The organism is Virgibacillus chiguensis, from assembly GCF_900129865.1.
Taxonomy (GTDB): domain Bacteria; phylum Bacillota; class Bacilli; order Bacillales; family Amphibacillaceae; genus Virgibacillus; species Virgibacillus chiguensis.
Genome location: NZ_FQXD01000003.1, coordinates 157,259 through 176,222 on the forward strand (window position 1 = coordinate 157,259; position 18,964 = coordinate 176,222).

11 protein-coding genes and 1 tRNA gene are annotated in these 18,964 nt (G+C 38.4%); 9 read left to right on the forward strand and 3 right to left on the reverse strand.

The genetic code is table 11. From position 1 onward, the window contains the following. Positions 1–350 precede the first annotated feature (350 nt). Together BUB45_RS05115 and carB are read left to right on the forward strand one after the other, a co-directional pair. Positions 351–1,442 carry a carbamoyl phosphate synthase small subunit gene (locus tag BUB45_RS05115; protein WP_073005972.1) on the forward strand — a complete coding sequence of 364 codons (1,092 nt, stop codon included), beginning with the start codon at positions 351–353 and terminating at the stop codon, positions 1,440–1,442. Beyond that, entirely contained in the window at positions 1,421–4,666 is a 3,246-nt protein-coding gene (gene carB, locus BUB45_RS05120) for a carbamoyl-phosphate synthase (glutamine-hydrolyzing) large subunit (RefSeq protein WP_170861715.1), read from the forward strand. Before BUB45_RS05115 ends, carB begins: the two co-directional genes overlap by 22 nt. A 27-nt stretch (positions 4,667–4,693) precedes the next feature. Here the strand turns inward: carB and BUB45_RS05125 are convergent, their stop codons facing one another. The 3 genes from BUB45_RS05125 to dat form a co-directional block, all read right to left on the reverse strand. Continuing rightward, entirely contained in the window at positions 4,694–6,694 is a 2,001-nt protein-coding gene (locus tag BUB45_RS05125) for a S9 family peptidase (protein WP_073005976.1), read from the reverse strand. A 124-nt stretch (positions 6,695–6,818) separates the two neighbouring features. After that, the gene (locus BUB45_RS05130; protein WP_073005977.1) at positions 6,819–7,322 is read right to left on the reverse strand and encodes a DNA topology modulation protein; all 504 of its coding nucleotides are present in this window, start codon (positions 7,320–7,322) and stop codon (positions 6,819–6,821) included. Between the two features lie 95 nt (positions 7,323–7,417). Continuing rightward, positions 7,418–8,290 carry a D-amino-acid transaminase gene (gene dat / locus BUB45_RS05135; RefSeq protein WP_073005979.1) on the reverse strand — a complete coding sequence of 291 codons (873 nt, stop codon included), beginning with the start codon at positions 8,288–8,290 and terminating at the stop codon, positions 7,418–7,420. A gap of 253 nt (positions 8,291–8,543) precedes the next feature. On the opposite strand from dat, the gene BUB45_RS05140 reads away from it, so the two are divergent. The 7 genes from BUB45_RS05140 (at position 8,544) to odhB (ending at position 18,511) form a co-directional block, all read left to right on the forward strand. Continuing rightward, positions 8,544–8,617: transfer RNA gene (locus BUB45_RS05140), tRNA-Gly, on the forward strand. A gap of 268 nt (positions 8,618–8,885) precedes the next feature. After that, positions 8,886–10,589 (forward strand): ABC-ATPase domain-containing protein, encoded by a 1,704-nt coding sequence (locus tag BUB45_RS05145; RefSeq protein WP_073005981.1) that lies wholly within the window; start codon positions 8,886–8,888, stop codon positions 10,587–10,589. 11 nt (positions 10,590–10,600) lie between these two features. Further along, entirely contained in the window at positions 10,601–11,743 is a 1,143-nt protein-coding gene (queG, locus tag BUB45_RS05150; protein ID WP_073005983.1) for a tRNA epoxyqueuosine(34) reductase QueG, read from the forward strand. Between the two features lie 78 nt (positions 11,744–11,821). Next, positions 11,822–12,673, forward strand: coding sequence for an amidase domain-containing protein (locus tag BUB45_RS05155; RefSeq protein ID WP_073005984.1), 852 nt, complete (start codon positions 11,822–11,824; stop codon positions 12,671–12,673). Between the two features lie 260 nt (positions 12,674–12,933). After that, entirely contained in the window at positions 12,934–13,407 is a 474-nt protein-coding gene (gene trmL, locus BUB45_RS05160; RefSeq protein ID WP_073005986.1) for a tRNA (uridine(34)/cytosine(34)/5-carboxymethylaminomethyluridine(34)-2'-O)-methyltransferase TrmL, read from the forward strand. A gap of 1,005 nt (positions 13,408–14,412) precedes the next feature. Further along, entirely contained in the window at positions 14,413–17,268 is a 2,856-nt protein-coding gene (locus tag BUB45_RS05165) for a 2-oxoglutarate dehydrogenase E1 component (RefSeq protein WP_073005988.1), read from the forward strand. Beyond that, the gene (gene odhB / locus BUB45_RS05170; protein WP_073005990.1) at positions 17,261–18,511 is read left to right on the forward strand and encodes a 2-oxoglutarate dehydrogenase complex dihydrolipoyllysine-residue succinyltransferase; all 1,251 of its coding nucleotides are present in this window, start codon (positions 17,261–17,263) and stop codon (positions 18,509–18,511) included. The genes BUB45_RS05165 and odhB overlap by 8 nt, the downstream gene beginning before the upstream one ends. Positions 18,512–18,964 lie beyond the last annotated feature (453 nt).

Sequence of the window (18,964 nt, forward strand, 5' to 3'; positions counted from 1 at the left end):
GACCTGCTTTTATTCCACGCGAGTTGGTTCATACGAAAAATGGATGAAGGTGCTGTACGCTCCCAAGTAGACTTGGTCAGCTTCCATTTTTGAATTTTTAAAGTGGAAGACGACAGCACCTTATATCTGGGGTGAAATTATAAGGTTTAGTATAAGAATAACCACAAGTTTCGCCATAAGATTTGCCGGAAAGCAAAGTTTTTCAAAAAGGCCATGTTCTATATTAAGGATAACGGTAACCCTTTTTTGCATAATTATAAATAAAATTTTATAAATATACTTGAATTAACCAAATAGTACCTCTATAATATGGAATAATTAGAATTTAATCTAAGAGGTGAATGAATAATATGACAAAGGGACAGCTCGTTTTAGAAACTGGGGAGGTATTTTCTGGAGAATGGATAGGGTATAGAGGAGAGTGTGTAGGTGAGGTCGTGTTTAATACGAGTATGACAGGTTATCAGGAAATGTTAACAGACCCATCTTATGCTGGGCAAATGATTACACTAACCTACCCTATCATTGGGACTTATGGAATAAATCACGAAGATTCAGAAAGCGATTTCCTTCAAGTAGCAGGTGTTATTATGAATGACCTTTGTGAAGAACCAAACCATTTTCAATCGCAGGCAACGGTAACGGATATATTAAAGAAACATTGTATTCCAGGATTGAAAAATGTGGATACGAGGTCGCTAGTTGTTGCTATTAGGAAACATGGAACGATAAAAGGGAAGCTGGTGTTAGAGAAACCTTTTCCAGACTATAAACATGAATTTATTTTGCCGGATGCAAAAAAGCTCGTTCGACAAGTAGCTGTAACATCGATGGTACAAACAGGTGCAGGTAGTTGTCATATAGTCATCATTGATTTTGGTTTTAAAAAATCGATGGTACATTTCCTTGTGAATGAAGGATGTAAAGTAACAATTGTACCCTATCATTATGATATGGAAGCAATTGAAGCACTAAACCCAGATGGCATTGTGATTAGTAATGGTCCAGGGAATCCTAGTGAGCTACAAATTTATTTTCCGAAAATTAGATCAGTTGCTGAATCCTTTCCAACACTGGGAATTTGTTTAGGGCACCAACTTATTGCCCTAGCATATGGTGCGAAAACAGAAAAATTGCTATTTGGACATAGGGGAGCAAATCATCCAGTAAAAGATTTACAAACAGGAAAAATAAATATAACTGCGCAAAATCATGGTTATGTAGTAAATAGAGAAAGTGTGAACGAATCTATTTTTCAACTTACTTTCGAACATGTTCATGACAATTCTGTCGAAGGGATGAAACATAAGCAATTGCCAATTACGACGGTGCAATTTCATCCAGAAGCTCATCCAGGTCCAAGAGATACGACATACATTCTGACGGATTTTGTTCAACAGGTCAAACAGTTAAAGGAAGAATACTTATGGGAAAAAGTTTAAGAAAAGTGCTCGTAGTAGGTTCCGGTCCAATTGTCATCGGTCAAGCAGCAGAATTTGATTATGCTGGTACGCAAGCGTGCTTAGCACTGCAAGAAGAAGGAATAATAGTTGTTTTAGTAAATAATAACCCAGCAACGATAATGACAGATAAAGAAATTGCAGATCGTGTTTATATGGAGGACATTACGGTAGAAAATGTGGAGAAAATTATAGCGAAGGAAAACCCAGATGGGTTCATTGGCACGCTTGGAGGGCAAACTGGACTAAATGTAACGATCGCGTTGCATAATCAAGGTATTTTGGATAAATACAATGTAAAAGTGCTTGGAACGAGTGTAGCATCGATTCAAAAAGGGGAAAGCAGAGAGGCATTTCGTCAGTTAATGCTTCATATAAATGAGCCCGTTTCTCAGTCAAAAGTAGTGGAAAATGTAAAGGAAGGAATTCTTTTTGCTGAAGAAATTGGCTTTCCTGTTATATTAAGGCCTGCATATACGCTTGGTGGAGAAGGAGGAGGGTTTGCTTATAATGAAACAGAACTTGTAGAAAAATTACACACAGCTCTTGCGCTTAGCCCCATTCATCAAGTCCTTGTCGAGAAAAGCATTAAAGGTTGGAAAGAAATAGAGTATGAAGTAGTGCGTGATGCAAATGATACATGTGTCATTGTTTGTAATATGGAGAATATAGATCCTGTTGGTGTGCATACAGGTGATTCGACGGTAGTTGCTCCTTCACAAACATTAACGGATCAGCAGTATCAGATGTTACGTTCGGCTTCATTAAAAGTAATCCGCGCACTTGATGTAATAGGAGGCTGTAATATTCAGTTTGCTTTAGATCCTAATTCGAATACCTATTGCATTATTGAAGTGAATCCAAGAGTAAGTAGGTCGTCGGCACTTGCCTCCAAAGCAACAGGTTATCCAATAGCATGTGTAGCTACGAAATGTGCCATTGGATATCATTTAGATGAAATTATCAATCCGGTTACGGGTACAACTTCAGCGGCATTTGAACCTGCATTAGATTATGTCGTTGTTAAATTACCACGCTTTCCTTTTGATAAGTTTACCGAAGCAGATCACATACTGGGGACGCAAATGAAAGCGACTGGTGAAGTTATGGCAATTGACCGGACATTTGAAGGAGCCCTAAATAAAGCGGTCCGTTCATTGGAGGTGGGTATATATAGCTTGTTTTCGCCTAAACTAAGCAATGTAACAGATGCGATTTTGCATCAACAAATTACAGAGGCGACTGATTTGCGTTTATTTGCAATTGCTGAAGCAATATATCGCAACTGGTCTATGGATGACCTCCATGAGCTAACGCAAATAGATCTTTGGTTTTTAAATAAAATAAAACGAATAATTGCTTTAGAAAAAGAATTAACAACCTATCGTTTGGACGAGATTCCAAAAGATTTACTCATGCAAGCAAAGCGATTCAATATAAGTGATCACCAGATTGCTAAGTTAATTGGTGTGAAGCCATATGAAATAAGAAATAAATATAAACGGTTACATATGCAGCCTGCTTATAAATTAGTAGATACTTGTGCAGGAGAATTCACTGCTACATCCCCTTATTATTATTCTACTTGGCACGGAAAAGATGAAGTGAAAGTAAGTCAAGGGAGGAAGAAAATAGTAATTGTAGGATCAGGACCAATTCGGATAGGGCAAGGAGTTGAGTTCGATTATTGTTCCGTTCATGCTGCTTTAGCAGTGAAGCAACTTGGGTGCGAAGCCATTGTCATCAATAATAATCCAGAAACGGTAAGTACGGATTACGCTGTTGCGGATAAACTCTATTTTGAACCTTTAGTACTTGAAGATATTTTGCATATTATTGTTAAAGAAAAAGTATATGGAGTGTTGATTCAATTTGGTGGTCAAACAGCGGTGAATTTGGCGACAGAATTGGACGAGGAAGGAATACGTATATTAGGAACTAGTCCACAACATATTGATCAAATGGAAGAGCGAGAGCTATTTTATGACATGTTAGATGCATGTTCCATTCCACACATGAATGGATTTATGGCCTACAATCTCGCGCAATTAAGCGGTGCAGAGGAACAATTAGGGTTTCCTGTGTTAATTCGTCCTTCTTATGTCATTGGAGGACAGTCCATGTTTATAGCTTATAATCAGGAAGAACTTAACGTGTATGTATCACGTATTCAAGAGGACACAAATGATCACTGTTGGCCACTGCTCATTGATGCATATTTGCCTGGAAAAGAATGTGAAGTGGATGTTATAAGCGATGGGGAAGACATTCTTATCCCTGCTATTTTTGAGCATATTGAAAAGGCTGGTGTGCACTCCGGTGATAGTTTAGCTGTTTGTCCTCCGCTTACATTGATAGATGTAGAAAAGCAAAAAATCAACGCAATAGCTAAAAAAATTGCTCAAACGGTACCGAATATTGGGATGATGAATATTCAGTTTATCTTACAAGATGGTGAAGTGTATGTGTTGGAGGTGAACCCTAGAGCATCAAGAACAGTTCCAATCATAAGTAAGATAACAAATATACCAATGGTGAAATGGGCAGTTCAAGTACAACTTGGAGCTGCTTTAAAAGATATTACGACGAAAAGCAATCTATGTCTTGAACCGTCATTTCATATAATGAAGGCACCTGTTTTTTCTACAGGAAAGTTAAAGGGAGTGGACGCTGTATTAGGACCTGAAATGAAATCAACAGGAGAAATTATGGCTATATCGCGTCGTCAAGAGGAAGTTTTTGCCAAAATCGCTATTTCGATTCTTGGTGAAGTAAAAGAAGGCAAAGGCCTTACGCTGGTCGTATCTATTGCAGATCGTATGAAATCATCTAGTCTGCAAACGATTCAAGCTGCTAGTAAGATGGGCATGTCATTGATTGCAACAAAAGGAACGGCTCAATTTTTGCAAGAAAATGGTATTTTGATTACGAAAGTGATTCATCACAAAGATGATCTCGCCATTATTTTGGAAAACAATCGACCTGATATGGTGTTAAATTTGCCAGAACAAGGAAGAAATAATCGTAGCTTTGGCTTCAACCTTCGGGAATGGGCAGTACGAAACCAAATTCCTTGTTTTACGAGCATAGAAACATTTGCAGCTATTGTGATAAAAAACACAAGTAATTATAGCGGGCTAGAAATATTAGCATTACAAGATTATCAGGCCTTGTTAGTAAAAGATCACCAAATAATCGAGAGCTGAATGGTACTTATCAGCTCTCGAGTCCATCTAAAGATATGTGTCAAACCATCTCAGCATATGTTGCAACCGCTCCATGCGCATGTTTGGATCACCGCTTCTGCTAAGCTCGTGATTTGCGTTAGGGAAGCGAATGAATTCTACTTCTTTTTTTAGATGCTTTAATGTAATAAATAGTTGTTCCCCTTGCTCAATGGGACAACGGTAGTCTAATTCACCATGAAGAATGAGGAGTGGTGTTTCAATATTTGCAGCGTATTTTAATGGGGAGAATTCCCATAGCTTTGTTGGATCATCTAATAGGTTTACTCCATGCTCCCATTCTGTAAAGAAAAATCCAATATCACTTACACCATAAAAACTGAGCCAATTTGATATAGAACGTTGTGTCACAGCCGCTTTAAAACGATTGGTATGCCCCACAATCCAATTTGTCATGAAACCACCATAACTTCCTCCTGTTACGCCGAGGCGCTCTGTATCAATAAAGCTAAACTTTTCAATGGCGTCATCTACAGCTGTCATCACGTCACGATAATCGCCCCCACCATAATCGCCTCTACATGCGTTAACAAATGATTGTCCGTATCCATGACTTCCACGGGGGTTCGTATATAAGACGACATAGCCTTTTGCGGCTAAGAGCTGCATTTCAAAGAAAAATGCCTGCCCATACATGGCGTGAGGACCACCATGTATTTCTAGTATGGTAGGATATTTCTTTCCTTCTATAAACGCATAAGGACGTAAAACCCAACCTTGAACTTGCCAATTATCTTCTGTTTGAATAGACAATTCCTCAGGTTCTTGAAGCGCTATTTCTTTTAAGAAGGCACAGTTATGGTCTGTAAGGGCTTCTAAAGAACCATTGTCATGCAATAAATAAAATTCACCTGGATTAGTTGGGCTGCTTATGCCGAGGATGAAGCACTGACAGTGTTTGTTATAAGCAAAACCGAAAATATGGTTATTATCCTTATATATTTCCTCTTTTTTTCCATAAATTGATGCAGCATGTAATTCCGTAGCACCTTGATTTGTTACAATAAAGAAAATCTTTGAACTATCTTCATTCCAAACAGGGCCAATTTCGGATTCACCAAGGCGTGTATCGCCAATCATTGCATCACCAATCTCTATATCCCAATCAGAACTTAGGCAACTTTTTTCTTTTGTTTTTATGTCAAACAAATAAAGTTCAGTAAGGGAAGCGCCTTTATACGCAAACTCATGTCCGAAACAGGCAATTTTACTACCATCAGGGGAAAAACGAGCATTGTGATAAATCCCTTTCCCATCTGTAAGTTTGGTTGTTTCTTTGGTGAACATTTGGAAACAGTAGAGGTCATTATTTAACTCATAATCTGCATGATCATTTAGATTAGCCGTGTATAAAAGCGTTGTGCTATCAGGTGAGATATCTTGCAAACGATAGTCGGCATCACCGTCTGTTATTTGCAGTAAGGAAGAATTATCTATTGTCAGTCTAATGATCTGTGAGCGTGTATCATCATGAAACCCTCGTGCATCTGATTTGTATTTTAAACGGTTGATCATGAATGGCTGTTTTTTCTTTGCTTCTTTTTCCTTCTTTTCTTCCTCTTTCGAAGGCTCTGTTTGATTATGTATATCATCATCGTGTTCGAGGGGGGCGGTAAAGAAAATATGTTGGCTATCTTTTGACCACATGGGATCCATAGCGCCATAGCGGAAAGTTGTTAACTGTTTTGCTTCTCCTCCATCTGTGTGGAGTAACCACAATTGCGGACGTCCACTTCTAGTAGATTGAAAGACAGCTCGTTTTCCGTCAGGGGAAAGTCGTAGTTTACTATTTTTGGATGAGTGAAAGGTCCAAGGAGTAGTCTGTTTTTCCTTTAAATTTTGATACATCAACTGTGATTCGTACTCATTTTGTTCATGAATAGTAGTGAGAGTGTATGTGAAAGCTTGACCATCTGGTGTGAATTGTGGGTCACTGACAACGTTCAGTTGTAAGATATCTTCTGTTTGCAATGCTCGTTTATCATGCATGAAAAACACTCCTTTACGAATATGTAACCATAGTTTAAACTATTTCGATTCCCGAATCAATTAGCTAATGAAAAATAATTTAGATTTTTCATTAGAAATTATAATGGTTCGTGTTTTAGGGATCTTAGCTACTATCTTGAAGAAATTTTTGTAACTGGGATCTATTTTTGAAAATAATCTGCTGTTTGTCTGGATAGTTCGTTAGAAGTTCGTAGATGTGCGGAGCTTTCCGCTTATTAAATTTGCGAACCCATTGAAAGAATTCCCAATCCAGTTTTTCGGGACAGCCTGCAGCTAAGTCAGGGCGTGTTTGTTTATGATACTGGAGGCGCCGTTTCGTAATTCCATACAAGCAACGCATGGTGGAAAAATGTAAAAAGATAATCGTGTCAGCTTCTTTCAAACGTATATCCATCGTTGCACTGTAATTACCGTCAATAATCCACGTGTCTTTTTCCATTAGCTTTTTGGTTTCCTCAACAAGTTTTTTTCGTTTTATCGGCACCCAGCCAGGTTGCCAAAAAATGGAGTCCATATGATAAGCGGGGATATGCAATAATTCGCTTAAATGTCTAGCTAAAGTTGATTTTCCTGAACCAGGGCTTCCAATAATCATGATTTTTTTCAAAATAAAGCCTCCCTTCTAGTGAGATTAAAACCGAGCAGTTTAGCTGAGAATGTTAGAAAAAAACGAAGCCTTGAACGACTTCGCATGATAATATATTAAGCTTGCGTAATATTATTTTCTGTAATAGAAGCATCTAATTCATAGGCTTTTTGTAGTTTCCGCGTGATTGCTCCAGGTTTCCCATCTTGAATGTGCTGATTATCTACTCGAACGACAGGCATTACTTCCGATGTGCTACTGGATAGGAAAACTTCATCTGCCTGAAAAATAGCTTCTTTATAAAAAGCTTGCTCATGAAACGGTATGGAAAGGTCGTTAGCAAATTTTTCAACACGCATACGTACACAACCGTGTAAGATGCGATTTGTTGTTGGATGCGTGTAAATTTCTCCATTTTTAACTATGTAAATGTTGGATGAACTACATTCGGTAACAAGTTCCCCTCTGTGTAAGATAGCTTCATAGCAATTATTTTCCTTTGCTTCTTGTTTAGCAAGAACGTTCGGAAGCAAATTCAAACTTTTAATGTAACAATTTTCCCAACGAACATCTGGGGTTGTAATCGTGCAAATCCCATTCTTTAATTTTTCGCTAGGACGTGGTAAATCTTGGACATAAGCATATAAATTTGCAGGCGTATCTACTGGGAAAACGTGATCTCGAGGTGCTGACCCCCTAGTTGCCTGTAAATATACTTTTCCATCCGTAGTCATTTTATTCTTTTCTAATAATTTGAGTAACAGACGAGTGAGTTCTTCTTTCGTTATATTTAGATCAATTTTAATCGCTTCCGCTGAACGAAATAAACGATCCATATGTTCTTTTAAAAGGTAGTAGTTCCCTTTATAAATTCGAATGACCTCATAAATACCATCACCAAATTGCAACCCACGTTCCTCAAACGGGTAATGCAAGCTATCTTGGTGGGTGAAATTTTGCTGTGCTATGACGATTGGATATACAGTCATACTTTCTCTCCTCCCTAAATCTTATGACTATTCTATAACTTCTTCCCTAAATTGTAAATATACAAATCACCTAACTACATAAAGCTATCATTGTAATACTAAAAGATTGTAACAAAAGTGGAATAAGATTGTTTTATAAAGCTAATGTAAATAATTTGTAAACTTTTTGTCGAAAAAAGTGAATTTCCCCCTTGATTTATAGCAAAGTAATTGCTATAATTATTTTTGCAGTCAAAAAAACACATTTTTTGATGCGGGTGTAGTTTAATGGTAAAACCTCAGCCTTCCAAGCTGATGACGAGGGTTCGATTCCCTTCATCCGCTCCATACATATGTCTTAACGCAGTATTTCGTATTAGTAAGGGTACGAAGTATTGCGTTTTTTACGTTGTACGATAAGAAACGATGGTGTTTCTTTCAAGCGAACGATTCATCTATGATAAAGTTAAAAGAAACTATGCAATAAACCAAGGTTTTTAATGTGATTTATTGTCAACCAGCAAGTAGATGTTTGTTTTACTTATAGCGTGGGAACATGTAAAATCTAACGGTAGAAAATGATGAAACTGTATGATGTATAATCGGAGGTGTATGTATGCATAACTTAATACAGCTTTTAAGAGAATTGGACGGAAAGGGTTATAAAGGGTTTAAGCGTATTCAAGGCCATTATCAAGCAAATCATTATCAATTAGCGGTTGATTACGTACAAGGTGACCCGTTTGCTTCACCTTCTAAAATACGCATTATTATCCCTAGTAATGAACGGCCCATCCGATCAGCTTGGCTGCAAACCTATTCAAGAAAAGTTGCCGCAGAGGACGTATTTGCACGGTGGATAGGAAAAGCAGCCGCTAAACAATCTACGTTTATCAAAGGATCTGGCAAAAGCGGGTTGATCTTATTTGATCGTCCAGGACAAGAAAAATTAGAGCGGACGGCTGTGCAAATAAATGCTACATCCATAACGATCTGTATTTCAATTGGTTTACCTGCTAATGGAAGAAAGATTAATGGAAAAGAAGCAGAAAAGCTATTTACACAAGTGTTACCGTCTATTATGGAACGATCTGTTTTTGCTATGAAGGATGAAACAGTGAACCAGTCTATACAACTTGCAGATCAGCAAGAGGCAATTCGTCAAAAAATGAAACAAAATGGCTGGGTAGCTTTTTTGGCGAATGGTTCTACATTGCCAAGAGAAAGCGGTATTAGTAATCGTCCATTAAAACGAGCGATACCTTTTCAAAGTCCCCCTGAAAATGAGGTCACTATCGACATTCCACATGCCAAAGAGCCAATAAAAGGTATGGCAATTAAACAAGGTATTACGTTAATTGTTGGTGGTGGCTACCATGGGAAAAGTACATTATTACAAGCCATTGAACGTGGTGTTTATAATCATGTACAAGGAGACGGTAGAGAGTATGTATTAACAGACCCTGCTGCGGTAAAAATTCGAGCTGAAGATGGTCGAAAAGTAACCGGTGTAGACATTTCCCCATTTATTAACAACTTGCCTTATTGTCAAGATACGACATTTTTCTCAACGGATAATGCAAGTGGAAGTACTTCCCAAGCTGCAAATGTCATGGAAGCGTTAGAAGCGGGGGCGACTACATTACTTATTGATGAGGATACGAGCGCGACCAACTTTATGATTCGTGATCATCGTATGCAGTTACTTGTTGATGCTGACAAAGAGCCAATCACCCCATTTATTGATAAGATTCAGCAGATCCGCGATGAATTAGCCGTATCGACGATTATTGTTATGGGCGGATCGGGAGATTATTTTGCACATGCGGATACAGTAATTCGTTTAGAAAATTACATTCCTGATAATGCTACAAAGGAAGCGAAAGTAATTATAGAAAACTATCCGTTAGAAAGAAACGAAAAATTGGATGTCCCAATTCAAATAAGAGAGCAGCGCTATTTTCAACAACAGACTTTACAGACGAGAAAAGGCAAGCGTTCAAAAGTTCAAGCTAAAGGGTTGAATCATATTTTAATGGGAACAACCGATATTACTTTTTCTGAGGTGGAGCAGTTGGTAGATGCTTCACAAACAAGAATGATTGCAGAAATTCTCCAATACTTAGATCGCCAGAATAAGCTAGCCAATCAAACGCTACCCCAGCTGTTAGCTGAGGTAGAAGAACAAATGAATAAACGCGGCCTTGCTTCCTTTACCCCGTACTCGAATCAGCATCCAGGAGATTTAGCAAGGCCACGTAAGTTTGAAATTGCAGCAGTGGTTAATCGTATGCGTACAGCTGTTGTAAAGCAGCATTAGGAGGAGATGACATGGACACAGATCAACTAAAGCAGGAAATAATTGCATACAGTAAACAAATTGGGATTGATAAAATTGGTTTCGCCTCAGCTGATGTGTTTACCGAATTAAAAGAGAGGCTGCGCAGACAGCAAGAATTGGATTATCAGTCCGGCTTCGAAAAAGGGTCCATAGACGAAAGAACGGAGCCTATGCGATTATTACCAGAAGCAAAATCAATTATTTCCATTGCTTTAGCGTATCCCTCCCGCATGAAAGGTGCACCAAGAAGTACAAAGGAAGAACGACGGGGATTATTTGCTAGAGCTTCTTGGGGCGTTGATTATCACATTGTCATGCGAGAACGATTAGAAAAGCTTGCGTCCTTCATTCAAGAAAGAGTCCCAGATGGAAAAAACAAAGTGATGGTGGACACGGGTGAACTATCTGATCGGGCTGTTGCAGAACGGGCAGGTATTGGTTTTAGTGGGAAAAACACCTCCATTATAACTCCAGAGTTTGGTTCATTTGTTTATTTAGGAGAACTCATAACAAATGTTCCGTTTACGCCAGATGAGCCTGTTGATGATAGCTGCGGATCTTGTACGAAATGTATAGATGCTTGTCCTACAGGAGCAATTGTGCAAGGTGGACAGCTAAATGCCAAGCGATGTATCGCCTTTTTAACGCAAACAAAAGATTTTTTACCAGATGAATTTCGTTCGAAAATTGGTAATCGTGTATACGGCTGTGACACATGTCAGATGGTTTGCCCAAAAAATTTAAAGATAGACTTTCATCATCATCGTGAATTTGAGCCAGAGCATGAAGTCGCTAAGCCAAAGTTAATTCCCATGTTAAAACTATCCAACCGTGAATTTAAACAGACATTCGGCCATATTTCAGGTTCGTGGCGCGGTAAAAAGCCAATTCAGCGTAATTCACTTATTGCTTTAGGACACTATAAGGACAAAACGGCTGTAGCAGACATGATAACAGTGATGAAAAATGACCCCCGACCTGTTATACGTGGAACTGCAGCTTGGTCTTTAGGGAAAATTGGCACAAAAGAAGCTTTCCAAGCTATAAGGGAAGCGATGCAAGAAGAAAAGGATGAACAGGTGCTAGTGGAAATGGAAAAAGGACTTGCTTTTGAAGATGTATATCATTCATGAATGTAGCACCTACCATGTAAAAAATGATGATGTGTCAAGCTTTCCCTCCATATACTTTCATATGGAGGGGATTTTTTTATGGAACAACTTAAAAGATATTGGCAAGATTTTTTTGCAATAGATCGAAATGAAGATGATTGGTGGGCAAGGAAGCAAGCATTATTCGCTGAGCGAGGCGCTGAAATTATTCAAATTAAAGGAAATGGGCATGTATATAGTAAATTAAGTTATGAACAAGAGAATATTCACCAGTATCATCTACATGTCCAATATCTTATTAAGCAGCAAAAGCAACTATATTTAGAAGAGTCTGTCACTCCTTATTTGTTTAAGAAAGATCATCAAGGTAACATGCAAGCACATCGTCGCCATGACTACAAACAGGAAGATCTAGTTAAGACGGAAATGTTTAAGCAAGGCGATAGTTCTTCTTTAAATAGCAGAAGTAAATACAATCGTCAGGCTGCGGTACAATATGCAGAACGTTGGTGGAATGATTATAATCCTGCCTATCGTCAATTTCCGGTAGATTGTACGAACTATGTATCACAATGTTTATATGCGGGCGGTGCGCCAATGCATGGTGCTCCTGTTCGCGAGCGGGGATGGTGGTATCAAGATACCAATTGGAGTTTTAGTTGGGCAGTTGCACATTCATTACGCTGGTATTTAGCAGGAGCAACAAGTGGATTAAGAGGGGAAGAAATGAAAACTGCTAATCAGCTTATACCAGGTGATGTTATATGTTATGATTTTACCGGAGATGGGAGATGGGACCACAATACAATTGTAGTTGCCAAAGATGCAAATGGGATGCCACTTGTCAATGCACATACAGATAATAGTCGTAACCGTTATTGGTCGTATGAAGATTCAACAGCATGGACACCTGACATTCAATATAAGTTTTTTCGTATTCACATAGAATAACTTTCCTAGTACCCGAGCTTTAGGTAATATAACTAGAGTAATATTTTATTAGCACTGCCGTTTTTTGAAGCATGAACATAAGCTGCATTTTTAATAATTTAACAGAGAGTATTTTTGTTTAGATAGTGTTTTTCGTCATAAGATCTGATTATAAGTTAATTTTTTCTAAGAAAGTTACTACGTCTTACAGATAACTTCACCAATGAAAAAAGTAATGCTATACTAAACACTGAATGAAGAAGTAAGGAGAATAGAGAATAGTGAGTTTACATGTCGTATTATATCAACCAGAAATTCCAGCTAACACTGGCAATATCGCAAGAACATGTTTAGCAACCAATGCAACACTTCATTTAATTCACCCGCTTGGGTTTTCTACAGATGATAAAATGCTACGTAGGGCAGGGTTAGACTATTGGCATGATGTAGATATCCATGAATATCCGTCTATTCAAGCTTTATATGAAGCATATCCAAAAGGAAGTTTTTATTATATTGAAAACTTTGGGACGAAGCACTATACCGATTTTGATTTTAGTGACGAGGGTGAACCGTTATTCTTTGTGTTTGGTAGGGAAACAAATGGCATACCAAAGCAATTACTAGAAGGGAAAGAAGACCGTTGTTTACGCATTCACATGGGGGATAAAGTGAGGTCATTAAACTTATCCAACACTGCGGCGATTATTATTTACGAAGCTTTAAGGCAACAAGGTTTTCCTGGGCTATTTTAATTTAGAGAAAGTCTAGCAAGGTAAAGTAGTTGTCTCCGCTGTACTTTATTGCTTCCTCAACTTCATAAATGAAAGATGCGTGTTATTCTCTACAGGTATCACTCTGAACGTTGTATTCCTATCCTTTTGGTGCAGCGCATTTTAAATGGAAAAAATTTAAATGTGTTGGCAAAAGGCATAGTAACTAGATGCTTACTATGCCTTTGCTTCAAAGATAAGAAAGATGCTATGGCGCAACCAAAGAATACGCCCCGTCCGGATCCATCGCCAGTAACGAGGCGACTTACTTCACGAATCGCCCTAAGCTAAGTCATCATCAGTTCGTTACTAAGAGCAAGGCCGACTAAAAAACGGGTATGTCGACCGAAGTCGGCATACCCCTTGTTTTAGTGGCATAATCCTTAAATCTTTCGTTGATTTGCTTCATTCACTACGTTGTTAAACGGACGCACGCCCCGCGCCTATGTTCAAGTAGAGGCTTTCTTATAAATCTGCAATAGGAAAGTTATGTCCTTTGTTGTTTTCTCGGCATACCTGGTTTTGATTCGTACCCCGCAGTGAAGCAAGAAGTTATAAATACAATAGCTACCCCTAATATTAATGCTAATTTCATCTTGTCATCCTCCTTTTGTTACAGACAGTATAATTTCTAGTGATTCTATTATAACGAATGATTAGTGAAAATGAAACAACATGTATCGTAAACAATATTTTTCTCCATTTAACATTGTTTATAAAATGTACGTTTGTGAAGGTAGCAAATGAATGAATTTTGAAATATAAATGGAATGAACAACGGTTAAATTTGTATAGTAAAAATATATTGCTTTTATTAAAGGAATCATTAGAAAATTTAAATTATATAAAACGTTCGAGCAGGCTGTTGTTTCCGCTAACAAAATAGGGTATATTAGTTGAAGTAATAGGTACTCAGTTCTATAATGAACAGTGAATAATGTATACCGTTTCATACGGATAACGTAACTTTTAATGGGGGTATAGAAGGTGGCACAATATGAAGAATCCAATGAGCGATTCTGGTCAGAATTTCATGGTCCTAACATGGGGTATGTAGAAGAACAATATGATTTATACAAAGCGGATCCAGAGGCAGTAGATCCATCCATTAAAAAGATGTTCGATGAGCATGGAGCCCCTCAATGGTTATCCCAAGCAGGTGTTTCAACTGTAGCAGAAACTCAAGCTGCATCCATAGACGATGTGAAGAAACTTACCTCAGCAATGAAACTTGTTGAGGCTATTCGACGTTTTGGGCATCTCGTGGCAGATATTTATCCAGTTGGAAGAAGTGAGCGAACGTCTAACTTAGTAGATGCAGAAAGCTATGGATTGACACAAGAAGACTTAATGAGCATTCCAGCTTCTTGGTTATGGGAAAAAGCTCCTAGCCATGTAAAAAATGGATTAGATGTAGTAAAAGAATTGAAAAAGTATTATTCTGGCACAATTGCGTTTGAATTTGATCATGTAAATAACGAAGAAGAACGCAATTGGTTAATGGATCTAATTGAAACTGGTAAGGCGAGGCTTAATCTACCAAATGACGAGAGAATTCAGTTGCTTGACCGACTTGCTCAAGTAGAAGGCTTTGAAGGATTTTTACAAAAAACCTTTGTTGGTCAAAAGCGTTTTTCCATTGAAGGCTTAGAAGTCATGGTCCCTATGCTTGATCAGATTGTAAAAAATGCAAGCGCGGACAAAGTAGAGAATATTATGATGGGGATGGCTCATCGTGGTCGCCTTGCTGTTTTAGCACATATTCTTGGAAAACCTTATGATAAAATTTTCTCAGAGTTTCACCATTCGCCAAATAAAGAACTGATACCTTCTGAAGGTTCAACCGGCATTAATTATGGCTGGACAGGTGACGTGAAATATCATTTCGGTGCAACAAAGGAACCAGATGTGAAAGAGGGAACGACACGGATTCGTTTAGCACACAACCCTTCACATTTAGAATTTGTTAACCCGGTTGTCAAAGGCTTTGCACGTGCAGCACAAGATTATCGTTATGAAAAAGGTTATCCTAAGCAGGATGTAAATAAAGCAATCCCTGTATTAATTCATGGAGATGCGGCGTTTATCGGCGAAGGTGTGGTTGCAGAGACTTTAAATCTAAGTGGATTGCCAGGCTATACGACTGGTGGTTCCTTGCATATTATTGCTAATAATTTACTCGGATACACTACCGATCAAGAAGATGGTCGTTCTACTCGATATGCAAGTGATCTCGCAAAAGGTTTTGAAATTCCCATTATCCATGTGAATGCAGACGATCCAATTGCGTGTATTTCAGCTATTCAAATTGCTTACGAGTATCGCCAGAAATTCCATAAAGATTTTCTGATTGATTTAGTTGGTTATCGCCGCTATGGTCACAATGAAATGGACGAACCAAGAATGACTCAGCCAGATTTGTATAGTCTAATTGATAATCACCCTTCCGTTTCACAAGTTTTTGCAAATGACTTGGAACAAAAAGGGATTATTAACGATGGACAATTGGAAGAAATGAAGCAAAATACAGAGTCCAAGTTGCGGGACATTTATAATAATATGAAAGAGAATGAAACAGGAGATTGCGAACCAAAACCAATGCCAAAAGCTTTGAAAAATGGTTTGGATCAGTTTGAAACAGCTATTGATTTAGAAACGTTACAATCCCTAAATAAAGGGATGTTGAAACGACCTGAAGGTTTTAACAGCAACAGAAAACTAGAACGTATTTTAAAACGACGTGAGCATGCGCTTAATGATGGGGAAAAAGCGGATTGGGGAACTGGAGAAGCTTTAGCATATGCTTCTATTTTACGAGACGGCATCCCAATTCGACTAACCGGACAAGATTCAGAAAGAGGAACTTTTGCGCATCGTCATCTTGTGTTACACGATGTGGAAACAAATGAAAAAGTTAGTCCCTTGCATATTATAGATGAAGCAAAAGCTTCTTTTGACATTCGGAACAGCCCGTTGTCTGAAGCAGGTGTGCTAGGGTACGAATACGGGTATAGTGTTGAAGCAACAAATACACTTGTTATTTGGGAAGCGCAATTTGGAGATTTTGCTAATGCGGCTCAAGTTGTATTTGATCAATTTATTTCTTCTTCTCGGGCGAAGTGGGGCGAAAAATCCAATATGGTTATGTTGCTTCCACACGGGTATGAAGGTCAAGGGCCAGAACATTCTAGTGCTCGCTTGGAACGCTTTTTACAAATGGCTGCAGAGAATAACTGGATTGTAGCATATGTTACTTCATCTGCTCAATTTTTCCATTTAATGCGCCGTCAAGCTGCATTGCGTAATCGTGAAGAGGCTAGACCGTTAATCATAATGACGCCTAAAAGTAGTTTAATACGAAATGAGCGAATGGCTTCATCAGCAGAAGAGTTTACAAATGGTAAGTTCCTAGCGTTACGAGATCAACCTAACTTAAAAGTAAGCAAGAAAAATGCGAAACGCTTACTTCTAGGTAGTGGTAAGATAATGGTAGATATTGAAGAAGAAATAGCACATTCAGAAGAAAAATTTGATTGGTTGCGAGCACTCAGGGTAGAACAAATATATCCGTTTCCTAAAGAACAATTAGCGAGCGAAATAAAGCAGTTGCCAAATTTAGAGGAAATTGTATGGGTCCAAGAAGAGCCGAAAAACATGGGGTCTTGGGACTTTGTTGACGATTATTTAAGAGATTTGCTACAAGACGGGCAGAAGTTGCGCTATATTGGTCGTCCAGACCGTTCGTCTCCAGCAGTAGGCGAGCCAAATGTGCATAAAACAGAACAGAAGCAGATTATTCAGGAAGCAATAGCCCCATCACAAGGAGGAGATTCTAATGAATGAAATAAAAGTACCAGAGCTAGCTGAATCTATTACAGAAGGTACCATTGCGGAATGGTTAGTGAAGCAAGGGGATAAAGTAGAAAAAGGCGATCCAGTTGTTGAGTTAGAAACAGATAAAGTGAATGTGGAAGTAAACTCTGAATATTCTGGTGTAATTACTGAAATAATTCAAGTCGAAGGCGATGATGTAGAAGTTGGCGACATCATTGCAAAAATTGACGAAAATGTAGAAGCAGGAAATGCAAATACTGAATCTGCTCAAGGTCAAGCTGATGCAAAAGAAGAAAAGCAGACAGAAGCGTCTCCAAAACAAGACATGGAGGAAGAAGTAAGAGAAGAGACCCAAACAAGTGGTGACGTAATCGCTTCACCAGCTGCTAGAAAGCGTGCTAGGGAGCTAGGTATTGATCTAAGTAAGGTGAGCCCACGCGACCCATTAGGCCGCATTCGTCCAGAAGATGTGGAAGATGCTGCGAAAGGTACAGCAAAATCAAGCAAGCAAAAAGAAGAGAAGAAGCCTGTTGAGAAAACAGAGTTTGATAAACCGGTTGAACGAGTAAAAATGTCCCGTCGCCGTCAAACTATTGCTAAACGTCTAGTTGAAGTACAACAAGAAGCTGCTATGCTTACAACGTTTAATGAAGTAGATTTAACCAATGTTATGAAGCTACGTAGTGAACGTAAAGAGAAGTTTATTGAAAAGCATGGTGTGAAGTTAGGCTTCATGTCTTTCTTTACAAAAGCTGTCGTTGGTGCATTAAAAGATTTTCCATTGCTTAATGCAGAAATTCAAGGTAATGAAATAGTAATGAAGAAATTCTATGATATTGGTATTGCAGTATCTACAGAAGATGGTTTAGTAGTTCCTGTAGTACGAGATGCTGATCGTCTCGATTTTGCAGGAGTGGAAAAAGAAATTGGTAACTTAGGTAAGAAAGCGCGTGATAAGAAGCTAGAAATGAGTGACTTACAAGGTGGTTCATTTACGATTACAAACGGTGGAACATTTGGTTCTATGCTTTCCACACCAATACTAAATGCACCTCAAGTAGGAATTTTAGGAATGCATAATATTCAAAAACGTGCCGTTGTAATGCCAGATGATAGTATTGAAGTACGTCCAATGATGTATTTAGCGCTATCCTATGATCACCGTATTGTAGATGGCAAAGAGGCGGTACAATTCCTTGTTCGTGTTAAACAATTATTAGAAGATCCTTACGATTTATTATTAGAAGGATAATGGAAACTAAATCATACCCCTGTTTCTTTATGAAACGGGGGTTTTCTAGGTGGTCTAGGGAATTATAAAATTTGCAGCTGTGGATAAACTTACTAAGTTATTTAGTCATGTCCGGATCCAGCACCCAGCAACTAGGCGACTTCACGAATCGCCCTACGATAAGTCATCATTGGTTCGTCAACACTGTCTCACCATGATTCCTTTATCCCAGTCGCTTCGTTCCACTCGCTACGTTGCTAACCGGGCGCCCCGAGCCTTTGTCCTTTTCGAAATCCTTATAAGTAAAGGGGTTAAAAATTAAAGATATTACGTAAGCAGGAAATAGAGATGTAAATGCTAGTCTAGTATTTCGTTATTACCTTTTGCGAACAAACGAGTTTTAAGATGAGATGAAAAACTAATTTTTAATGGAAGCATTACTTTGTAAAGCTGTTTACCCGTTGATGAGTTAAA

Excerpts from the sequence above, each read along its gene's own strand:
- BUB45_RS05125 (WP_073005976.1), bottom strand. The coding sequence starts at position 6,694 with ATGCATGATAAACGAGCATTGCAAACAGAAGATATCTTACAACTGAAC.
- odhB (WP_073005990.1), top strand. The coding sequence starts at position 17,261 with ATGAATGAAATAAAAGTACCAGAGCTAGCTGAATCTATTACAGAAGGT.
- dat (WP_073005979.1), bottom strand. The coding sequence starts at position 8,290 with ATGACTGTATATCCAATCGTCATAGCACAGCAAAATTTCACCCACCAA.
- BUB45_RS05145 (WP_073005981.1), top strand. The coding sequence starts at position 8,886 with ATGCATAACTTAATACAGCTTTTAAGAGAATTGGACGGAAAGGGTTAT.
- BUB45_RS05115 (WP_073005972.1), top strand. The coding sequence starts at position 351 with ATGACAAAGGGACAGCTCGTTTTAGAAACTGGGGAGGTATTTTCTGGA.
- BUB45_RS05155 (WP_073005984.1), top strand. The coding sequence starts at position 11,822 with ATGGAACAACTTAAAAGATATTGGCAAGATTTTTTTGCAATAGATCGA.
- queG (WP_073005983.1), top strand. The coding sequence starts at position 10,601 with ATGGACACAGATCAACTAAAGCAGGAAATAATTGCATACAGTAAACAA.